The organism is Flavobacterium sp. Root901 (genome assembly GCF_001429765.1).
GTDB lineage: Bacteria > Bacteroidota > Bacteroidia > Flavobacteriales > Flavobacteriaceae > Flavobacterium.
Genome location: NZ_LMJB01000009.1, coordinates 148,930 through 168,066, shown reverse-complemented (window position 1 = coordinate 168,066; position 19,137 = coordinate 148,930). Strand labels below are relative to the sequence as shown.

Here is a 19,137-nt window from a genome sequence, read left to right as displayed (position 1 = left end):
ACAAGATGAAACATAAAATATTAATAGCAGGATTTATTTTAGCAAGTCTTTTTACTTCCTGTTCAGATGATTATTTAGATGCTCCGGCACAATCGACCTTAGATGAATCGGTTATTTTTTCGAGTCCGGGATTAGCCGAAGGAGCAATAGACGGAATTAAGATTCCGTTTGCTGAAACTAACTCTTACAGAGGCCGTTTTCTTCCTTTCTACGGATTGAATACAGATACAGAATGGTATAACTCTTCACAAACTGTAAGTGATGCATCAGATTTATGTACGTATGATGCAAAAGCAAATAACTCTCAAATGAATACAACAAACAATGCCTGGGCCATGATGTATTCAGGAATTGAGCGTGCTAATATTTGTATCCGCGGTTTACGTGCTTACGGAAACCCGACACCGGGATCTCAGTTAGGATATTTACTTGGAGAGGCATTAACATTAAGAGCAATTTATTATGCCGATTTAATTAAAGCCTGGGGAGATGTTCCATACCGATTTGAGCCTTTAAACAATGGTAATTTGTACGTACTGAAAACGAGCCGTGACGAAATTTACAAACAGCTTCTTGCTGATTTAGGAGAAGCTGCAACATTAGTGCCATGGCCTGGCGAAACGACAGCAACAAGCAGTGTGGAAAGAATCAATAAAGCTTTTGTAAAAGGATTTCGTGCCCGTTTGGCAATGGCTGCCAGCGGTTATCAGCAATATCCTGACGGAGTTAGAAGAAGTACAGATCCGCAGCTTTCTGTAGCCAATATGTACGCATTGGCTTTGTCAGAATGTCGTTCGGTAATTGCAAGCGGATCTGCACATTTAGAATCTTCATTTGAAACATTCTGGAGAAAATACAATCAGGAATATTTAGTGGCAGGCGGCGAATCTCTTTGGGAAATTCCATTTTCAGAAGGAAGAGGCCGTATGCTGTTTACATTTGCAGTTCGCCATACTACAAACGATCAGTTCCATGCAAATGGCGCAAACCGCGGAGGAACTGCCGGACCGCTGCCTTTTGTATTCTATGATTATGATCAGGCAGATACGCGCAGAGATGTAACCTGTGTTCCGTACAAATATGGAACAGCAGTAAACAATGTTGCAAAACAAGAACTAGGTGCTCTAAACACATGGTATTTTGGGAAATATCGTTACGAATGGATGACTCGTTTTGTAACCTCAACCAACGACGATGGTGTAAATAAAATTTATATGCGTTATGCAGAGGTTCTTTTAATTGCTGCAGAAGCGGCAAACGAATTAGAAGGTCCAAGTGCAGCGGCGCCATATTTAAAAGAAATTCGCCAAAGAGCATTTCCTTCAGCTGTTCATGCAGTAAAAGTTGATGCTTACGTTAATGCCTTAACCAGCAAAGCCGCTATGTTTAACGCTATTGTAGAAGAAAATAAATTTGAATTTACCGGCGAAATGGAGCGTAAACAGGCACTTATTCGCTGGAATCTTCTTAAAACAAAATTAGACGAAGCGAAAGTTAAAATGGCAAATTTATCCCAGCGTGCGGGCGAATATGCAACAGTACCAACAACCTTATATTATAAATTTAAAGCAGACAATGTTAGTTTGGATATTTACGGATTAAATCGTGGAGAGACTGCAAATCCGGGTGCAGATTATACTTCTTTTGCATGGACATGGACTGGCGCGGCGGCGGATACCAAAATCAATTCGTTGTACAAAGCCGGAGTGAATCCCGATAACAGACAATTCTGGCCAATCTGGCAAGTATTTATTGACGGAAGTAACGGTAAAATAGTTAACGATTACGGTTATTAATCTCATACAATTATTTATTAATTATAAGGCATTATGTTTATGAAAACAAAATATATAATAAAAGGATTAATAGCTTCAATACTATTGACAGCTGTTATTTCGGGCTGTGAAAGTTATAATGAAGGCGTTATAGATACGCTGAATGTAAGCAGAGAATTTTCTCCAATTGGTTTGACTGCAAAAGTGAGAAATCAAACTACAGTTGAATTAAACTGGACCATTAAAGAAAATAATGATGCAGATCATTATGTGGTAGAATTCAGTGCAGATGACACAGAGTTCAAAACCATCTATAAAACAATAAACGTAACTGCAGCAGAATTACCTGTTCAGGTTCCATTAGAAGGAGAAACAGTTTATTCTATTAGAGTAAAAGCGGTAAGCTCGACAGGTTTATCAGATTCTAAATGGTCAGTTGTAACAGCAACAACGTTGTCAGAACAGCTTTTTTCTGCCGTTCAGGATGCCGATATTGAAGCAAAACAAGTAACGCTGAGATGGACACCAAACAGTGCTGTAACACAAATTTCAATTGCGCCGGACGGAATTACACATACTATTACAGCCGCAGAAAAAACGGCGGGTGCTGCAATTGTAACAGGCCTGACCGGAGAAACTGCTTATACAGCTACGTTATTAAACGGAGCAAAGAAAAGAGGTATTATAACATTTACAACCGGAATTGATATTGGAACCGGAATTTTAATAAAACCCGAAGATGACTTAAATGCAAAAATAACCGAAGCGGCTTCAGGCGCTGTATTGGTTTTAATGCCGGGAGATTATCAGGCGTTTAAAGGAGAAATCGCTTTGAGCAAATCTATTACAATACGAGGTTTACGTCCGGGAGACAAACCAAAACTGCATGTTAAATTTACAGTAAATGCCGGAACTTCTAATCTGTTATTAATTGATTTAGATTTAGACGGAACAGGAATGGATAACGCGGCAGTAATAACAATTTCAGGAACAGGAACAACTTATGGTGATATTTTAGTAAGCAGCAGTACAGTTCATGATTATACACGTGCGTTAATTGCAGCAAATGCAAGCGGATCAAAAGTAATGTCATTTACAGTAGACAACAGCATTATTAAAAACGTAAATACAAATGCCGGAGCAGATTTTATCGATTTCAGAAATACCTATGCGGCTAGTATTGTTCTTAAAAACAGCACATTTGATACTTGTTCAACCGGACGTGATTTTGTCAGGGCAGATGCAGCTGCAGCACCAAATGGCTCTTCCGGAACTGGATTAACAACAAATGTATTAATTGACAGCTGTACTTTGTATAACGTTTCGAGTACGGCAGCACCAAAAAGAATTTTATATGTTCGTTTTGTAAGTAATACATCAACAGTAAAAAATACTTTGATAGCATCAACAACGGCAATTTACACAAATCAGGCAGGAACTACAGCTCCTGTATTCAGTAAAAATTATTATTACAACGCTCAGGGTTTTATGGATGCAGCGATTAATTTAAATAAAATCGATGCTTCGGGAACTACTGCAGATCCACAGTTTGTAAACGCTGTAGGAAGCGATTTTACAGTAAAAAATCAAACCCTGATCGACAATCACATTGGAGATCCGCGCTGGTTAGATTAACAAGTTTCATTTTTCATAGTTAGTTAAAAAAGGGATGCAGTCTGCATCCCTTTTTGTATTTGAACTTTGGTAACGTCTCAGCGCAAATCAAAACTGAAAACTGAGACTAAAAAAATTATTCTAATTCGATACACTCAAAAATACCGTTGTTTTGAATTAAGGCAGGAATGTCAAGCTCACTGTCAATACGTAAAATATTATCACAATCTTCAAGGTCAAAATTCCATAAAGTATTGGGGAGTAATTCGCGAAGCAGGACAGAGGCCGACTCAAATTTAGACCGGCTGTCAACAGAAGTTTTAAAAACATAAATCATAGTATGCATTTTTGAGATGCAAATTTCTAAAAAATGTTTCGCTGTTTATTAGGATTCAATAATCAATGATTAGGATTTATCAATCATTTTTCGATATTGAACAGGACTAATTCCTTCGTGTTTTTTAAAGAAACGACTAAAGTACGATTGATCTTCATGTCCTACCTGTACTGCGATTTCACTTACAGAAAGTGTAGTTTGAAATAGTAAATATTTGGCTTCTAATAATATGGTTTCGTCAATCCATTTTGCTGCAGATTTTCCTGTAACAGTTCGAACCGATTTATTCAAATGATTTGGCGTAACATTGAGCAGCGAAGCGTAATAATGAACCAAATGATGGGTTTTGATATTTTGATGAATTAGTTCTTTAAATTTATTTGTAATAACCTCAGCTGCCGAAATACTTTTAGCACTCTTAACCGAATTTTTATTCATTTCATAAAACAAAGCAATCAAATACGATTGTACAATGTTGAGGTTTGCCGTTGTTGTTTCTGAATATTCTTTATGAAGACGTTTTAAAACAGCCGAAACATTCAAAACATCTTCAGACGCTAAAGTAATTTTTGGATTGCCCGAAATTTTCATGAAATCAAATTCGTTCAGCATTTCGCGGCTTCCGTATTTACCAATTAAAATATCAGGATGAAACTGGCAGATATAGCCTTTGTGTATATTGTTAACATTATCAAGAGAAAAAATCTGTCCCGCCGGAACCACAATAATTTCATTATCCGTCGTGATGTATTCCTGAGATCCCAATTTCATCACATGCTGGCCCGAAGAAATAAAAATTAAGGTATGGCAAGAATGCTTGCAAGGCGGCACAGGATGCTGCATCTGCATTATTTCTTCAATTTCAAGACAAAAAAAGTGATCAGAATTCGACTTGAAAAGCAAATGAATTGGATTATCCTCTCCCAGAAACTTTTCCCGAAAACCCGAAGGATTATAGGTTTTTATTTTTTCGATCGTCTTTGCGCCCATACTTAATAATACAATCTAAAATCAAGTAATTTGCAAAGTGCATAATGTTTTTGGTATAAATCTTCTACAACTTCGGTAAGATCATCGTTTTCCTGATACAAACTGAAAAACGCTTTGTCGATTGTACTCGAGCTGGCAATTTTATTATAGGTAGAGCCATAACCGGAAATGGCGCGCGCTCCTGTAATATCAAGGAAATACTGTGCTTCTTCTTCGTTGAGGTCGAGTCTTTTTTTATTGGCAAAATGAATGATTTTACCTTTCATTTTTCCCTCAAAAAGTTCGGCTATTTCTTCGAGGCTGTAATAATAATCGTGAAGACAGATATTGTTTTCCTGCCCCGGCATAACGAGATAAATAATTTCATAATCCTTAAAATTATGATCGTCATAAAGCAGCGTGTTTAGGCTTTCTTCTAAGCCTTCAATCGTATCGCAGGTTTTATAGATGCTCGCAATACCCTGGTCAAAAGCAATTTCTTCCAGATTTTTAACCACATCAGTAGTTATAACGGTATCTACGTCCTGAACGCCTTCGAGGCAGAAAATAAATTTTTCATTATCCATACAAATGTCTTTTCGGTTTCTGGGGAAACTGCTTTTGACAAATATATTTTTTTATATGGAAAAACCACTATTTGATTGGGATTTTAACGTGGTTTTTAGAATTAGAAGAAATACGTTAAATTAAAAAAGTTTTTAAACGTATTTTTGCTGACAGAAAACTAAAATTAACAATGATACAAATCAACAAAAACCAATCTTTTGCTATTGACGATATCTTATTCACATTTGCTCTTGAATCTGAAGCAGCAGAAGTTTTTAAAAGTCATAATAAATTGATTACGGGAATTGGAAAAGTGAATGCTGCATATGAATTGTCTAAAGTAATTCAGCTTAAAAAGCCTTCCTTAATAGTTAATTTAGGATCTGCAGGAAGCAGTTTTTTTCAAAAAGGAGAAGTAATCTGCTGTACTAAATTTGTACAAAGAGATATGGATGTTCAGGCATTAGGTTATGCACAATATGAAACTCCTTTATCCGGGCTGCCTCCGCTTTTGGAATACGGTTTAAAAATGGATGGACTAAAAGAAGGAATCTGCGGAACAGGAGATAATTTTGAAATGGGACATTGTTCTGATGCCTATAATGTTGTCGATATGGAAGGTTATGTTTTAGCCATGATTGCCATGAAAGAGAATATTCCGTTTTTATGTCTTAAATATATTTCAGACGGCGCAGATGATAATGCAGCGGAAGACTGGTTTATTCAGGTACATAAAGCTGCTGTTGCTTATGGTAAGATTTTAGGATTGAATAAAGAAGATGTTTTGGTGTAATTTTATCAAAAGCAGTTTTCTAAAGACTTAAAAAACATGAATAATAAAAAAATATCGAAAAGTGTTCAATTTAAACTTCTTAAACATTCTTATATATAAATAAGTGCTTAGAACCTGCTTAATTTTTCTTCCTTAGCTTTTTGCTTACTTATTTTATCCTCTTCTATTAATATTTTTGCATTATAATTAAGACTTTTTAAATTAACCACAAGTTCATCGAAATTATAAATTTCTATAGTATCATCTCTTACAGCTCTACAATTAGAATTAACTTTGAAATCCAAGGTAATTTTAGCTCTAATTTTATCAAAACTCGATAAAAAATTAATTTCAGAATGCTCATTCATGTATTTCTGAAATTTTAATAATTTGCATTTGTTTTTTGTTTTTTTAGTTTCCGATATAATTCCTTTTCCTTTATATTTTTCAATAATAATATCTAAGTGGCTTTGAGATAAACTGGCTTTCATATAAAACAATTTATCATTATTAAACTTTAGCAATAAATTTTTTATAGATATTCCATCCGTTTCATAATTTGGTATAAAGAAAACTCTTGTCGAATCACTCAAATTAGCATAATCAAAATTATACCAGCTTGTAATATTATCAAGGTCTGGCTTAAGTTCATAAATAGTTGTGGTTAATGAATAATCATAATCACTATCTTCATTTGCAACTTCATGAGATAAATAATCTATGCCATTTGAAATTGGAATGTAGTAGTGGCCAGAGCAATAATTGCAAATTTTTTCAAAGACATCAGTGGTTGATTCATTTATAATAAAATCTCCAATTCTGTTTGGGCAATCTTGCGCATGAATATTGTTCATAAACAATAAAAACAATATTAATATCACCTTTTTCATGAATACTTATTTTTGTTAACAATCAATATATCGCATAATTAATTATTAATTTTGAAACTAAATTTCTTCAAAACTATAACGAAGTTGTTTTATAGAAAAAGGATTTTCCGTAATTATATTAAAAGAATGTTTTTAACTTAGTTAAAGATTGATTATTTGTTTTAAGTAATATTATCTCAATAAATTAAATTATTTACTAAGCCGCATTCTGCGCACATTCCTTTTTCTCCAAAAGCTTAATTTGTTCCGCTGTGCAGAGTATTCTTTGTGTAAAACCAGTTTTTTGGACTTCAATTAAGTAATGATAAGTCATTTCCTTTATTGCAGATTTTTTGATAAGTCCTTTTTTAAAATCTATTTTTCTTTCTAATACGATAGCCCTGTAAGATCTCCCACTAATTGCAGTGTAGGATACATCTTGTCCTTTTAAAAAACTCATTGTCTTAGCTTTTAGTTATTTTAATATTATTTGCTAATACAGTATCTCAATTCTGTTAAAAAAGAGAGTTGAAAAATAATTATAAGGGGGCTAAAAAATTCTTCTAAACTGTTAGCGCAATGTAGAAAGATTCAAAAATTCTGCACCACGTATTTATACCTGTTTTTGAATTATAAGTGTTTTATTTTTAAGTATTTAATTATTAGGAAAAGCTTTGTTATTGTTGGGTTTTTGATGAAAATTTGATACAATTTAGAACATTAATTTTCAGTACTCCTAGCGGTCAAATTCTTAATTTTGAAAGGATAAAATTTCATTCCAAAATCAAATAAAAAAGATCAAAATGGTACAGGAAAGAGTAATGGAGAAACTGGCAATTTTAGCCGATGCAGCAAAATATGATGTTTCGTGTTCGTCTAGTAACAGCACACGAAAAAATAAAGGAAAAGGTCTGGGTGATGCTTCGGGAAACGGAATTTGTCACGCTTATACGGAAGATGGACGATGTGTTTCATTGCTTAAAATTTTATTGACCAACCATTGTATTTTCGACTGTGCTTATTGTGTCAGCAGAAAAAGCAACGATATAAAACGCGCCGCTTTTACGGTTCAGGAAGTGGTAGATCTCACGATTGGTTTTTACCGAAGAAATTATATTGAAGGTTTGTTTTTGAGTTCGGGTATTTTTGATAATCCCGATTATACAATGGAACGTCTGGTTAGAATTGCAAAGAAACTTCGGTTAGAAGAAAACTTCAACGGTTATATTCATTTAAAAGCGATTCCGGGTGCAAGCGCTGAATTACTTAAAGAAGCCGGACTTTATGCCGACCGTTTAAGTGTAAATGTCGAAATGCCAACAGAACAAAGTCTTAAATTACTGGCTCCGGACAAAAATCATATTGACGTAATTAAACCAATGGAATATCTGAAAAATGAAATCGTTGGTTACAAAGAAGAAAAGAAGCTAAATTACAAAGCTCCGCTTTTTGCTCCGGCAGGACAAAGTACCCAGATGGTTATTGGCGCAACAAAAGAAAATGATCTCGAAATTCTTGGAATGGCAAATTATTTTTATGAGCAGATGAATATGAAACGTGTTTATTATTCCGGATATGTGCCCATAAGCTACGATAATCGGCTTCCGGCAATTGGAACGCCTGTGCCGATGATTCGGGAAAATCGTTTGTATCAGGCCGACTGGCTGATTCGTTTTTACGGATTCAATGTAAATGAAATTGTAGGTTTCAATCAGCCGAATCTTGATTTGGATATTGATCCCAAACTGGGCTGGGCTTTGCGAAATCTGGAGCAGTTTCCGGTTGATGTCAATACCGCAGATTTACAATTGATTCTCCGAATTCCCGGAATTGGGGTTTCAAGTGCCAAAAAGATTGTCGCGGCCAGAAAGTTTAAAAAACTTAAACCTGAAGATTTACAGAAATTAGGAATTGCTTACAGCAGATCAAAATATTTTCTGGCTTTTGCTTCGCCGTTTCAATTACAGCGGGATTTGACTTCTATCCAAATAAAGGATCATATTTTAAAAATGCAGAATAGTAAATACAAAAATGATTTTTCGAATCAGCTTGCTTTATTTTAAATCTAAATGACACAAGTAATCTACGATAGTACTTTTGAAGGCTGGCTTTCGGCCGTATTTGAAATTTACGAGCTTAAACTCGACGATGTTGTTTTTGCTAAAAGTGAAGTTTCAAATGCATTGCTTTTTTCGGATACTCATTTGGTTACGACAGACTTATTAAAGGCAAAACGTGTTTTAAAAGGATTAAAACAAAAACTTTCAAAAGAGGGTTTTGAGAATATTTACAGGTCATTTTTATCTGAAATTGATAAAATAGATGAAACCTTATTTCAGTATGTAAAACATATTTTTGCAAATACTGTAAATGTTGAAGGAGATTTGACTAATTGGGCAGTTTTAGAAATTAGAAAGGCAACTCATTTAACGAGAAGAGAAAGTCACCGAATGAAAGCTTTTGTCAGGTTTAAACTGACCAAAGACAATTTGTACTACGCAATTGTCGAACCCGATTGTGATGTGCTGCCTTTAATAGAAAATCATTTTAAAAACCGTTATGCAGATCAGCGCTGGCTCATTTATGACGCCAAACGCAAATACGGCATTTATTATGATCTCCAAAATACAACAACAGTGCAACTGGAATTTAATTCCGATTCTAATTCTTCTAAATTTTTAGCTGAAATAAGCGATGATAATGAAGAGTTTTTCCAGAATCTTTGGCGGCAGTTTTTTAAAAGTGTCAATATCGAATCCAGAAAAAACACTAAACTGCATTTGCAGCACATGCCGAAACGTTACTGGAAGAATTTAACAGAGAAAATTCCGAATTTAAAGAGATAACGATTGCAGTAAATTTAATCTTCTGCTTCTAATACTATTTTGCAATCCATAAATGAAATTTCAGGATTCCATTTAATAGTCCATTCGCACATTTGTTTTAAAATGGGAAGAAAAGATTTTCCTTTTTCTGATAGAGAATATTCTACTCTTGGCGGAACTTCTCCAAATTTCTGCCTGATGATAAAACCATCGTCTTCAAGTTCACGAAGCTGATCTGTTAATACTTTTCTCGAAACGCCTTCCATAAAGAAAAGTAATTTTCCAAAACGTACACTTTTATTAGCCAGTAAATATAAAATAATAGGTTTCCATTTATTGCCAATATTATTCATTGTGTGCAGCATGGAACAAAAATCTTTGTTCTCAATTATTTTTCTTCCCATAAGTTACTTTTCGGTTACCGCAATTTTTCTTAAATCAATTCTCATTAGTTGCAAATATAAACTATTGATAGTTTATTTGTTGAACTATTGGAAACAAAAGTAATTAAGAAATACTAAAAGCCATTTTTTCTGCAGAAAAAGAGACTCAAAAACATGAAATTATGAATACAAATAAAGAAGGAATGGTAAAAGGATTAACAACATCCGAAATCCAATCAATTAAAACCTTTTATGCACTTTGGGGAACAAAACAACCCGAATTATTAGATGAAATCTGCACGCCGGACTGGAAAGATATCCCGCTTTTGCCTGATCAGGCCCAAGGTCCAAAAGGCTTACAAGATATTATTAAAGGTTTTACGGCTGATTTTCCGGATATTGAAATTAATATTTTAGAAATATTCGGAACGCATGAACGTGCGGCAGTACGAGCTGAGATTGTATTTACGCACAATAAAGAATTAATCGGCATACCGGCAACGGACAAAAAAGTTTCAATTGCCATACATGAATTTCATTATTTAAAAGATGGAAAAATAACGCATACCTGGCATTTAGAAGATTGGTTTGGTTTACTAATGCAAAGCGGCGGATTTAAAGCAAATAATTAATGTAAGATAAAAATCAAATGAACAAATTATATAAAACAGCTGTAGTAACAGGAATAAGCAGCGGGATAGGTTTGGCGCTTACCCAAAAATTACTGAACGAAAATTATAATGTAATTGGAACAACAAGGTCGGGAAGTTTAGATGATTTTTCGCATTCTAATTTAAAAATAGTTCCCTTGGAAGCAACCAGTCAGGAAAGCAGGGATAACGCCGTTAATGCTATTTTAGCCATTACAGAAAGTATCGATCTGCTGGTAAATAATGCCGGAATTGCGCCGGACGTTTTTTCAATCGAACCAGATTTTGAATCTTTTACAGCTACAATAAATACGAATGTAACTAGTGTGATATTCTTTACAGAATTATTGTTAAAACATATTAAAACAGGCGGAAAGATCGCTTTTATTTCCAGCAGTATGGGATTGTTAAAAAATGCAGCACCAAACGGAACAGCGTACAGATTATCAAAAAACGCAATTAACATGTATGCAGCAATGCTGGCTTCAAGAGTAATTGACAGACAAATTATTGTAACGCCAATTCACCCGGGCTGGGTGCAGACTAAATTAGGCGGAAACCAAGCACCATTTACAACAAAAGATTCTGCTGACGGGATTTACGATGCGATTCTTTCAAATACAAATTCAGGGAAATTTTGGGATATTACCATTCCCGGTTTAGATTAACTGTTTTAATTTGAAAACTAAAAACCCTTAAACATTTATTTGTTTAAGGGTTTTGTTATTCTTATTACTTACTCTTCTTCAAAGCATCCAGCAATTCAACCATATCGACAACACCGTAAGTAGACGAATAATCCGAAACGGCATAAGGCAATATCAAACTATTATTGTGAATAATTGCTCCGCAGGAATACACAACATTCGGAACATAACCTTCGCGTTCGTCTTCTAATGGAGAAAGTAAAGGTTCGCTTAGCCTTCCAATTTCTTTTGAAGGATCATCAAGATCAAATAATGAGGCTCCAATGCAGTAGCGTCGCATTGTTCCAACACCGTGCGTAATGACAAGCCAGCCTTCTTCTGTCCAAAGAGGCGATCCGCAGTTTCCTATTTGCGTAAGTTCCCAGGTGTAACGCGGCTGCTGTAATAAAACAGGATTATTCCATTGTGTAACTCTGTTCGAATACATAATGTAATTGTTTACACCATCAATTCGGGCAAGCATGGCGTATTTTCCTTTAATTTTTCTTGGAAACAAAGCAAGATTTTTATTTTGAGCACCTTCTCCGTGTAATGGCATTACTCTGAAAGAATAAAAATCCTCAGTAGAAATTAATTTTGGTAATATAGCGTGGCCATTATATGCGGTGTAAGTAGCCATAACGCGTACCGAATTATCATCATCAACAAAACGAACGAAACGAGCGTCTTCAATTCCACGGCTTTCCGAATCAGAAATAGGGAAAATAACACGTTCTGTAATATCAGAATCATGTTTAAACTGTAAGTCATAAAAAGAATTGGCAAGCCAGAGTATTTCTTCTAATGCAACTCTTCTTTCCTGAATGATCGACGGATCGCTTAAAGCGGTTTTTAAAGTGTTTTTTAAAATGGCAAATTCAAATTCATTTGGAAGATCCTGCATAATCTGGTCAATGTATTTGTCCTGCGTATGCATTTCGAGCAGCTTGGTTAAAAAACGCTCTTTGTTGAATAAAGTTTTATGCTCGATTTCGGCCTTGTCAATATGATGGCCGATTTTCATTATTTGGAGATTATTGTCTCTGTCAAGAATTCCTCTTCTAAAAACAATTGAAGAAATGTGACCTTCACCTGTAGCGCGAAAAGAAATAATAACACGTTTTTCGCCCATTTCCAAACCCGACTGATCAAAATCTTCTACAATAGACGGATTGAAAATAGCGGCAGATTCTATCGCATATTCCATTGTACAATACGAACCAATCAGCATTTTTCGATTTAATGTCATGCCTTCATAATCAATCTGCATGGATTCGATTATAGGTCTGATTTTTTCGCAGTGTCTAAAAAACACGGCAGAAATATTTCGATGTCTTCTGGCAAATTCACGAAGTGTTTGTTCTAAGGTTTCTAAAACTTGTTTTTCATCCAGAGTCATAATCCGAAGAACCATCTGCTGGGTTCGTTCATAACCATTCATAAAATATCGGGCAACAACCCTTCTTGAATCCGGGGTAAATTTTATACTTTTTCGAACAACGGGTACACGCATAGTTTTGGGTTTTAATTACAATAAAAAAAGAAATTCATTTTATGTGTCACAAATTAGTATGTCAGTTTGAACTTAATTGGCTGATAAAAAAAATAATATGCCTTTTTTTAATCAGGGAGATACTCAAATGTCTTTCTATTTCTACAACAAGTTAATAATTTTGTTAAAGAAAAAAGCTTAATTTTTTATTAAATTCTTTCAAAGTACTTATTTGTATTGCCGGTACATTGCTAAAGATACCGCAGTTTTTCTTCTTCAATATCCAGATAATGCATCTGTCTGCGTATAATCGATTCGTCTAAAGTTTGATCTTCTTTGTTTTTATTAATCAGCCATTGTCGCTGCTGGTTTAATAAATCAAGATAAATATGTTTTAAATCCTGACTTATAGCTTCATTGTCGATTCCTTTAATGTGCTGTTCCCATTTTTGAATAAGATGCTGTAACGTCGTATTATTGTCTAACTGGCCTTCATAATTGGTTTTTAAATAATGCAAAGCAAACTCAGCAAGCTCTTGCCGCACCTGATTATAGGCTTCTTCGCGAGGCACAGGATCATAAATATTTGGAAGTTTAATTTTTCTGATAAAATACGGAAGCGTTAATCCCTGAATTAATAAGGTCAAAAGAATTACGATAAAAGTGATAAATAAAATGAGATTTCGCTGCGGAAATCCATTGCCATTGTTCAAATAAACAGGAATAGACAATGCCGCTGCCAGAGATACAACACCACGCATTCCGGTCCAGCCCAATATAAAAGGTGTTTTATAACCGGGATTTCTGGTATCTGCAACCGTGATAAAATTTCGGGCAATTAGTGTCACTATAACGGCACCGTAAGAAGATAATATTCTGCTTATAATTAAAACTAAAGTGATCAGGACACCATACACAATTGCCATTAAAAGACTGGTGCCTTCAAGTCCTTTGGTAATTTGAGGCAAGTCTAATCCGATTAGCATAAAAACCAATCCGTTTAATATAAAGCAAAAACTTTCCCATACATTGACGCCCTGCAATCGTGATTTGCTGCTCAGAAAACGATGTCTGTTATTCGATAAAAGCAATCCGCAGCTTACGACGGCCAGTACTCCGGAACTGTGAACTTCTTCGGCAGCCAGGTAAATAATATATGGTGTTAATAATGATAAAACAATATCGGCATTAGAGTCAGTCGGGAGATATTTGTGTGCTTTCATAAAAAGCCATCCAATTAATAGACCAATCGCGACACCGCCCAAAACCATCCAGCTAAAACTAATTGCAGCTTTATAAAATATAAATTGCTCAGTTGCTACTGCAACCATGGCAAACCTGAAAATAATTAGAGAAGAAGCGTCATTTAATAGACTTTCGCCTTCTAATATGGAAGAAAGTGTTTTAGGAACTTTCACAAATTTTAGAATTGCACCCGCACTTACGGCATCAGGAGGAGAAACTATTCCGCCCAGCACAAAACCCAACGCTAACGAAAAGCCCGGAATAAAATAATTGGCGACAACCGCAACAGAAAGTGCCGAAACAAAAACAACGATAAAAGCAAAACTGGTAATGATACGGCGCCATCGCCATAATTCTTTCCATGAAACGGTCCACGCGGCTTCATATAATAACGGAGGCAGAAAAATAAAAAATATAAGTTCTGGTTCGATGTTTATCGCGGGAACTCCCGGAATAAAACTGATAATTAATCCTGCCAGTACGAGCAGTATCGGATAAGCTACTTTTATTTTATTGGCGACCATGATCAGCAATAAAATAATAATCAAAAGACCAAGATAAAAAGGGAAATTGTCCAGCATTCTTCTAGTTTAGGTTTCTATATTCAATTGGCGTATAGCCGGTATTCTTTTTAAACATTCGATTAAAATGCTGCGGATATTTAAATCCTAATTCAAAAGCAATCTGGCTAACCGATTTTTCGGTATCGAAAATTCGTTCTTTCGCCAGATTTATTAATTTAAGCTGAATATGTTCCTGAGCAGATTTTCCGGTTTCTTTCTTAATTAAATCTCCAAAATAATTAGAAGACAGATGTAAAAGAGCTGCAAAATATCCAACAGAAGGTAAACCCTCATCCTGTGCATTTTCAGACAGGAAATAATCATTTAATAAATGCTCAAATTTTGACAGAATATCGGTATTGATTACATCGCGGGTAATAAACTGCCTGTCATAAAAACGCACACAATGATTTAAAAGCAGTTCTATCGTATTGCTTATAATGCTTTTACTGTGTTTGTCAATAGACTGGCTTAATTCGTATTCTAATTTATTAAATAAATCTTTTATAATCTGCTGTTCTTTCAGAGATAAATGAAGCGCTTCGTGCGAATCATACGAAAAGAAGGAATATTGATTTATATTTCTAAAAAGTGAAGTTCCTTTTATGAGATCAGGATGAAAAAGCAATGTTAAGCCCGTCGATTTATAATTGTCTGTATTATTAACTTCGAGTACCTGGCCGGGCGCTACAAAAACCATTGTGCCATCATTATAATCGTAATTATTGCGTCCGTATTTTAATTCGCCGCAATTTCCGGCTTTTAATAATATCGCATAAAAACTAAAATGTAAACGAGTATTGTTTGGAAGCGGCTTACTATTAGAATTATCAAAAACACTGATTAAAGGGTGCTGCGTTTCGACACCTTTTAACTGATTGTACTGCGTAACTTTTTCGAGTTTTATGTGTTCCATGATCTGTTTATAAAATTATCTTACACAAATATACTATTCAGATTCTTAATAACTTAGTGTCATTATTCAAATCAGTAAAAATGGTAATAATAGCAGTAATCTGTATTATATCCGAACAAGATTATTGAAAGAAATTTGTAGTATTAAAAATAACAATAAACTTTTATATAATTAAATTATGGAAAAGAGAATATTAGGAACACAAGGATTAGAAGTTTCTGCACTAGGTTTGGGCTGTATGGGGTTAAGTTTTGCTTACGGTACAGCAGTAGACAAACAACACGGAATTAAATTAATTAGAGAAGCATACGAACAGGGAATTACTTTTTTTGATACTGCAGAGGCGTATGGTATTGCCAATGAAGAATTGGTAGGAGAGGCTTTGGCACCGTTTAGAAAAGAGGTTGTTATTGCTACAAAGTTTGGTTTTAAAGACGGAAAGGCATTTAACGGACAAGACAGCCGTCCGGAAAATATCAGGGCAGTGGCCGAAGAATCTTTGCGACGTATGAAAACAGATGTTATCGATTTGTTTTATCAGCACAGAGTAGATCAGAATGTGCCAATTGAAGATGTTGCCGGAACCGTTAAAGATCTTATACAGGAAGGAAAAGTAAAATACTTTGGACTTTCTGAAGCAGGCGCGGAGTCAATTCGCAAAGCACATGCAGTGCAGCCGGTATCAGCATTACAAAGTGAATATTCTATTTGGTGGAGAGAACCTGAGTTGGAAGTTTTACCGGTTCTGGAAGAATTAGGAATTGGTTTTGTCCCGTTCAGCCCTTTAGGCAGAGGATTTTTAACTGGCGCAATCAACGCAAATACAAGCTTTGAAGCGACTGATTTTAGAAACAACCTGCCTCGTTTTAGTGAAGAAAACAGAAAAGCAAATCAAAAACTGGTAGATTTATTATCAGCAATCGCTTCACAAAAACAAGCATCTCCGGCACAAATTGCATTAGGCTGGCTTTTGGCACAAAAACCGTGGATTGCTCCAATTCCGGGAACAACAAAATCTCACCGGTTAACTGAAAATATTGGCGGTGCCTCTATTAATTTATCAGCAGAAGATGTTAAAAAAATAGACGATGCTTTTGCACAAACTACCATACAAGGAGATCGTTATCCTGCTAAATTGCAGCAAACTACAGGTAAATAATAAAAAAATAAGAGTGCTGCATTGAAATATGCAGCACTCTAATAACTAACCATAAACTAAAAAAATTACATTTTGGTAAGCGGAAGGCTGAAACTTACTTTTATTTTATCAGCGACTTTTTTGCTGACAAGTTTTGGAATTTCAATATTAAAATCTGCTGCCATTACCTCAAAATTTCCGCTTACTGTAATCTTGTCATTTAATTTTATGATTTTAGCATTGGCGGTAATTTTTTTTGTTTTTCCATGTAAAGTTAAATCTCCGGAAATTTTAACTGTTTTCGCTGTTGATGAAAGTTTCGAAGCATCAAAATCTTCTATTTTTCCTTTAAATGAAGCTTTAGGAAATTTATCCGATTCTACATAATTTTCATTAAAATGTTCTTCCATTAAGGCAACCTTAAAACGAAATCCTTTCAGGAGTGTTAAAACGGCGAAATCACCTGTTCCTGAATCGAGAATGGCAGATGTATTTTTGTTTTCTGCAGCTACTTCCTCAAAAGAATCAACCGAAGCTTCAAACTTTAAATTCCCTGTTTTTGTCGCATATTTTTGAGCAGAAACACTAAATATTCCAGCAAACAGGAGCAGAATTACAATTTGTTTTTTCATTTTGTATCGATTTAATTTTCTAATAATCCATCTGCACTCCATTGCAGAATGATGTTTATTTTATCCTGAGACATTCTTCCTGATTTTGGCATTTGTCCTGTCGTTCCGTTTTGACGCTGAATCCTGTCTAATAAATTTGTATTTAATACCGCATCCTTTACTTCAGCATACGTTTCAAGAGGTTTGAGTGTTCCGCCAGAAGCATGACAGGCAATACAGTTGGCATCAATTATGGCTTTTGCATTTGCGTTATAGGTAACGGGACCTGTAACAACTTCCTGTTCTTCCAGACTTTCATAAGTGTTAGATTCGCAGCTGAATAAGGAAAATAAAATGCCAGATAAGAAAATATATTTTTTCATATTATGTACTTTTAAAAAACTCTATATAAATTAAATCCAAAGAAAAAGTCGCCTTTTCCCCAATCTCCGGTGGCATTTGTTAAATAACCGCTTTCGGTCATAGACTGCGAATTGGTAAAAATTAACTGAAAAATATGGCCGCCCGTTTCTATGTCCAAACCAACAGATAATGGATTATTATAAAAATCAGGTTTATTGAAATTTTCTCCATATTCCAGATTTAAAGAAAGTCTTTTGGTCAGTTTTAATCTTCCGCCGGCACTTAAAGTAAATTGATTATCGTTTTCATTATCCGGATTGTATAAATTTTTGTGAATGTAAGAAGGGGCTAATTCCAGCGATAATTTATCAGAGAATTTTCTTGAAATTAAAAGCTGATTCACATATGTCAGACGGTCAGAGAATTCTATTTTAGGATAATCATCTTTTTTTAATCCGCTGTTGATATCTATTGTATTATATCCAACAATGTCAAACGGAAATTGGTCGTTTTGTCTTGCCAGTCTGTATTTAAGAGATGTTTCATAAATTTTTAAAAGTGTATGACGGGACGCACTTACCGAAAGCCAATCGGTTACACCGTAAATTCCGCCTATTTTTGTTGTTGCATCATCAAAACCAAAAAACTCCGAAATTCCGCCTTTTACAGAACCAAACCGGTGTGATATCACAATATAAAGTTCTTTTTTTGCCGCTAATTTTGTGGATTGCAGCGTTATGATCTGAAGCCCTTTAAAAGTAGCAGTTGCATTTTTATCCACTACTTGTGTCGAATCCAGAGTTGAAAGTAAATCTTCCTGAGCATTTGCGTAGAGACAGATTAATAAACTGGCTAATAAAAATATTTTTTTCATATTTAATGTTGTTGTATACTGCATTGGTCAAATTTTACTATTCCAAATAAATCATCAAAACCAATACATCTTCCTTTTATATTAATTGATTTATTCATGAAATTCAGTTTTGTCTTTTCATTCATTTTACAAAATACTTTTCCATCAATTACCATTGAAGAATCAGTGACTTCTGAAACTATTCCTTCAATCTCAATTGTTTTATTTAAGTATTTTGAATCTGCCTGAGAAGCGTTTTGCGCATATTGATTTTCTAAATTTTTAGCAGAAATGGTAAGTAATGATTTTTCGTTATCGATGTCTCTGGCATCTTTATAAAGAATGTTTTGGTAGATGTAGTAGGGGCCAAAACTTACTAGTAACAGCACTGCCAAAATTGTGATTTTTCTTTTACTCATGTCAATTTTAATTTAAATTTTACTGCAGTGTACCAGAATTTCGTTTTTATTATTTCAGATTAGTCCAGTTTCTATTGGACTAATCTGAAA

21 protein-coding genes are annotated in these 19,137 nt (G+C 34.7%); 8 read left to right on the top strand and 13 right to left on the bottom strand.

Annotated elements, in window-relative coordinates; genetic code table 11:
• The first annotated feature begins 5 nt into the window (after positions 1 to 5).
• Positions 6 to 1,796, top strand: a complete 1,791-nt coding sequence (locus tag ASE21_RS18125; protein ID WP_057124131.1) for a RagB/SusD family nutrient uptake outer membrane protein — start codon at positions 6 to 8, stop codon at positions 1,794 to 1,796.
• A gap of 39 nt (positions 1,797 to 1,835) precedes the next feature.
• Positions 1,836 to 3,410, top strand: a complete 1,575-nt coding sequence (locus tag ASE21_RS18120) for a DUF5123 domain-containing protein (RefSeq protein WP_242410302.1) — start codon at positions 1,836 to 1,838, stop codon at positions 3,408 to 3,410.
• A 115-nt stretch (positions 3,411 to 3,525) separates the two neighbouring features.
• Here ASE21_RS18120 and ASE21_RS18115 read toward each other — a convergent pair whose 3' ends face one another.
• From ASE21_RS18115 to ASE21_RS18105, 3 genes are all read right to left on the bottom strand, one after another.
• A complete protein-coding gene (locus ASE21_RS18115; RefSeq protein WP_057124129.1) occupies positions 3,526 to 3,726 on the bottom strand; it encodes a hypothetical protein in 201 nt (66 codons plus the stop codon).
• 69 nt (positions 3,727 to 3,795) lie between these two features.
• The gene (locus tag ASE21_RS18110; RefSeq protein ID WP_057124128.1) at positions 3,796 to 4,716 is read right to left on the bottom strand and encodes an AraC family transcriptional regulator; all 921 of its coding nucleotides are present in this window, start codon (positions 4,714 to 4,716) and stop codon (positions 3,796 to 3,798) included.
• A gap of 2 nt (positions 4,717 to 4,718) precedes the next feature.
• Positions 4,719 to 5,282, bottom strand: coding sequence for a DUF6642 family protein (locus tag ASE21_RS18105; protein WP_057124127.1), 564 nt, complete (start codon positions 5,280 to 5,282; stop codon positions 4,719 to 4,721).
• 170 nt (positions 5,283 to 5,452) lie between these two features.
• On the opposite strand from ASE21_RS18105, the gene ASE21_RS18100 reads away from it, so the two are divergent.
• On the top strand, positions 5,453 to 6,055 hold the full coding sequence (locus tag ASE21_RS18100; protein WP_057124126.1) for a nucleosidase: 603 nt from the start codon (positions 5,453 to 5,455) through the stop codon (positions 6,053 to 6,055).
• Positions 6,056 to 6,162: 107 nt separating this feature from the next.
• On the opposite strand, the gene ASE21_RS18095 is transcribed toward ASE21_RS18100, so the two are convergent.
• Positions 6,163 to 6,924 carry a hypothetical protein gene (locus ASE21_RS18095; RefSeq protein WP_128414723.1) on the bottom strand — a complete coding sequence of 254 codons (762 nt, stop codon included), beginning with the start codon at positions 6,922 to 6,924 and terminating at the stop codon, positions 6,163 to 6,165.
• Between the two features lie 196 nt (positions 6,925 to 7,120).
• A complete protein-coding gene (locus tag ASE21_RS18090; protein WP_057124124.1) occupies positions 7,121 to 7,363 on the bottom strand; it encodes a hypothetical protein in 243 nt (80 codons plus the stop codon).
• A gap of 343 nt (positions 7,364 to 7,706) precedes the next feature.
• On the opposite strand from ASE21_RS18090, the gene ASE21_RS18085 reads away from it, so the two are divergent.
• Both ASE21_RS18085 and ASE21_RS18080 read left to right on the top strand, forming a co-directional pair.
• Positions 7,707 to 8,966 (top strand): putative DNA modification/repair radical SAM protein, encoded by a 1,260-nt coding sequence (locus ASE21_RS18085; protein WP_057124123.1) that lies wholly within the window; start codon positions 7,707 to 7,709, stop codon positions 8,964 to 8,966.
• Between the two features lie 6 nt (positions 8,967 to 8,972).
• Positions 8,973 to 9,749, top strand: coding sequence for a TIGR03915 family putative DNA repair protein (locus ASE21_RS18080; RefSeq protein WP_057124122.1), 777 nt, complete (start codon positions 8,973 to 8,975; stop codon positions 9,747 to 9,749).
• A gap of 14 nt (positions 9,750 to 9,763) precedes the next feature.
• Here the strand turns inward: ASE21_RS18080 and ASE21_RS18075 are convergent, their stop codons facing one another.
• Positions 9,764 to 10,132, bottom strand: a complete 369-nt coding sequence (locus tag ASE21_RS18075; RefSeq protein ID WP_057124121.1) for a winged helix-turn-helix transcriptional regulator — start codon at positions 10,130 to 10,132, stop codon at positions 9,764 to 9,766.
• 161 nt (positions 10,133 to 10,293) lie between these two features.
• Here ASE21_RS18075 and ASE21_RS18070 point away from each other — a divergent pair, with 161 nt between their 5' ends.
• Positions 10,294 to 10,743, top strand: coding sequence for an ester cyclase (locus ASE21_RS18070; RefSeq protein WP_057124120.1), 450 nt, complete (start codon positions 10,294 to 10,296; stop codon positions 10,741 to 10,743).
• 17 nt (positions 10,744 to 10,760) lie between these two features.
• Positions 10,761 to 11,429, top strand: a complete 669-nt coding sequence (locus ASE21_RS18065; protein WP_057124119.1) for an SDR family NAD(P)-dependent oxidoreductase — start codon at positions 10,761 to 10,763, stop codon at positions 11,427 to 11,429.
• A 64-nt stretch (positions 11,430 to 11,493) separates the two neighbouring features.
• On the opposite strand, the gene ASE21_RS18060 is transcribed toward ASE21_RS18065, so the two are convergent.
• From ASE21_RS18060 to ASE21_RS18050, 3 genes are all read right to left on the bottom strand, one after another.
• The gene (locus ASE21_RS18060) at positions 11,494 to 12,960 is read right to left on the bottom strand and encodes a glycoside hydrolase family 130 protein (RefSeq protein WP_057124118.1); all 1,467 of its coding nucleotides are present in this window, start codon (positions 12,958 to 12,960) and stop codon (positions 11,494 to 11,496) included.
• Positions 12,961 to 13,190: 230 nt separating this feature from the next.
• Positions 13,191 to 14,765: a Na+/H+ antiporter gene (locus ASE21_RS18055; protein WP_057124117.1), complete on the bottom strand. Its 1,575-nt coding sequence runs from the start codon at positions 14,763 to 14,765 to the stop codon at positions 13,191 to 13,193.
• Positions 14,766 to 14,769: 4 nt separating this feature from the next.
• Positions 14,770 to 15,663 carry a helix-turn-helix domain-containing protein gene (locus ASE21_RS18050; RefSeq protein WP_057124116.1) on the bottom strand — a complete coding sequence of 298 codons (894 nt, stop codon included), beginning with the start codon at positions 15,661 to 15,663 and terminating at the stop codon, positions 14,770 to 14,772.
• 178 nt (positions 15,664 to 15,841) lie between these two features.
• Between ASE21_RS18050 and ASE21_RS18045 the strand changes: the two genes are divergently transcribed.
• On the top strand, positions 15,842 to 16,822 hold the full coding sequence (locus ASE21_RS18045; RefSeq protein ID WP_057124115.1) for an aldo/keto reductase: 981 nt from the start codon (positions 15,842 to 15,844) through the stop codon (positions 16,820 to 16,822).
• A 65-nt stretch (positions 16,823 to 16,887) separates the two neighbouring features.
• Here the strand turns inward: ASE21_RS18045 and ASE21_RS18040 are convergent, their stop codons facing one another.
• Genes ASE21_RS18040 through ASE21_RS18025 form a run of 4 tightly spaced genes read right to left on the bottom strand, consistent with a single transcriptional unit; the run spans position 16,888 to position 19,047 of the window.
• Complete coding sequence (locus tag ASE21_RS18040; protein ID WP_057124114.1) at positions 16,888 to 17,433, bottom strand: YceI family protein; 546 nt, start codon at positions 17,431 to 17,433, stop codon at positions 16,888 to 16,890.
• Positions 17,434 to 17,444: 11 nt separating this feature from the next.
• A complete protein-coding gene (locus tag ASE21_RS18035) occupies positions 17,445 to 17,795 on the bottom strand; it encodes a cytochrome c (protein WP_057124113.1) in 351 nt (116 codons plus the stop codon).
• An 11-nt stretch (positions 17,796 to 17,806) separates the two neighbouring features.
• A complete protein-coding gene (locus ASE21_RS18030) occupies positions 17,807 to 18,649 on the bottom strand; it encodes a DUF5777 family beta-barrel protein (protein ID WP_057124366.1) in 843 nt (280 codons plus the stop codon).
• Positions 18,650 to 18,651: 2 nt separating this feature from the next.
• Complete coding sequence (locus tag ASE21_RS18025) at positions 18,652 to 19,047, bottom strand: OB-fold protein (protein ID WP_057124112.1); 396 nt, start codon at positions 19,045 to 19,047, stop codon at positions 18,652 to 18,654.
• Positions 19,048 to 19,137 lie beyond the last annotated feature (90 nt).

What these genes read in the sequence shown, in the direction of transcription:
- ASE21_RS18125 (WP_057124131.1), top strand. Translation starts at nt 6, where the DNA reads ATGAAACATAAAATATTAATAGCAGGATTTATTTTAGCAAGTCTTTTT.
- ASE21_RS18120 (WP_242410302.1), top strand. Translation starts at nt 1,836, where the DNA reads ATGAAAACAAAATATATAATAAAAGGATTAATAGCTTCAATACTATTG.
- ASE21_RS18115 (WP_057124129.1), bottom strand. Translation starts at nt 3,726, where the DNA reads ATGATTTATGTTTTTAAAACTTCTGTTGACAGCCGGTCTAAATTTGAG.
- ASE21_RS18110 (WP_057124128.1), bottom strand. Translation starts at nt 4,716, where the DNA reads ATGGGCGCAAAGACGATCGAAAAAATAAAAACCTATAATCCTTCGGGT.
- ASE21_RS18105 (WP_057124127.1), bottom strand. Translation starts at nt 5,282, where the DNA reads ATGGATAATGAAAAATTTATTTTCTGCCTCGAAGGCGTTCAGGACGTA.
- ASE21_RS18100 (WP_057124126.1), top strand. Translation starts at nt 5,453, where the DNA reads ATGATACAAATCAACAAAAACCAATCTTTTGCTATTGACGATATCTTA.
- ASE21_RS18095 (WP_128414723.1), bottom strand. Translation starts at nt 6,924, where the DNA reads ATGAAAAAGGTGATATTAATATTGTTTTTATTGTTTATGAACAATATT.
- ASE21_RS18090 (WP_057124124.1), bottom strand. Translation starts at nt 7,363, where the DNA reads ATGAGTTTTTTAAAAGGACAAGATGTATCCTACACTGCAATTAGTGGG.
- ASE21_RS18085 (WP_057124123.1), top strand. Translation starts at nt 7,707, where the DNA reads ATGGTACAGGAAAGAGTAATGGAGAAACTGGCAATTTTAGCCGATGCA.
- ASE21_RS18080 (WP_057124122.1), top strand. Translation starts at nt 8,973, where the DNA reads ATGACACAAGTAATCTACGATAGTACTTTTGAAGGCTGGCTTTCGGCC.
- ASE21_RS18075 (WP_057124121.1), bottom strand. Translation starts at nt 10,132, where the DNA reads ATGGGAAGAAAAATAATTGAGAACAAAGATTTTTGTTCCATGCTGCAC.
- ASE21_RS18070 (WP_057124120.1), top strand. Translation starts at nt 10,294, where the DNA reads ATGAATACAAATAAAGAAGGAATGGTAAAAGGATTAACAACATCCGAA.
- ASE21_RS18065 (WP_057124119.1), top strand. Translation starts at nt 10,761, where the DNA reads ATGAACAAATTATATAAAACAGCTGTAGTAACAGGAATAAGCAGCGGG.
- ASE21_RS18060 (WP_057124118.1), bottom strand. Translation starts at nt 12,960, where the DNA reads ATGCGTGTACCCGTTGTTCGAAAAAGTATAAAATTTACCCCGGATTCA.
- ASE21_RS18055 (WP_057124117.1), bottom strand. Translation starts at nt 14,765, where the DNA reads ATGCTGGACAATTTCCCTTTTTATCTTGGTCTTTTGATTATTATTTTA.
- ASE21_RS18050 (WP_057124116.1), bottom strand. Translation starts at nt 15,663, where the DNA reads ATGGAACACATAAAACTCGAAAAAGTTACGCAGTACAATCAGTTAAAA.
- ASE21_RS18045 (WP_057124115.1), top strand. Translation starts at nt 15,842, where the DNA reads ATGGAAAAGAGAATATTAGGAACACAAGGATTAGAAGTTTCTGCACTA.
- ASE21_RS18040 (WP_057124114.1), bottom strand. Translation starts at nt 17,433, where the DNA reads ATGAAAAAACAAATTGTAATTCTGCTCCTGTTTGCTGGAATATTTAGT.
- ASE21_RS18035 (WP_057124113.1), bottom strand. Translation starts at nt 17,795, where the DNA reads ATGAAAAAATATATTTTCTTATCTGGCATTTTATTTTCCTTATTCAGC.
- ASE21_RS18030 (WP_057124366.1), bottom strand. Translation starts at nt 18,649, where the DNA reads ATGAAAAAAATATTTTTATTAGCCAGTTTATTAATCTGTCTCTACGCA.
- ASE21_RS18025 (WP_057124112.1), bottom strand. Translation starts at nt 19,047, where the DNA reads ATGAGTAAAAGAAAAATCACAATTTTGGCAGTGCTGTTACTAGTAAGT.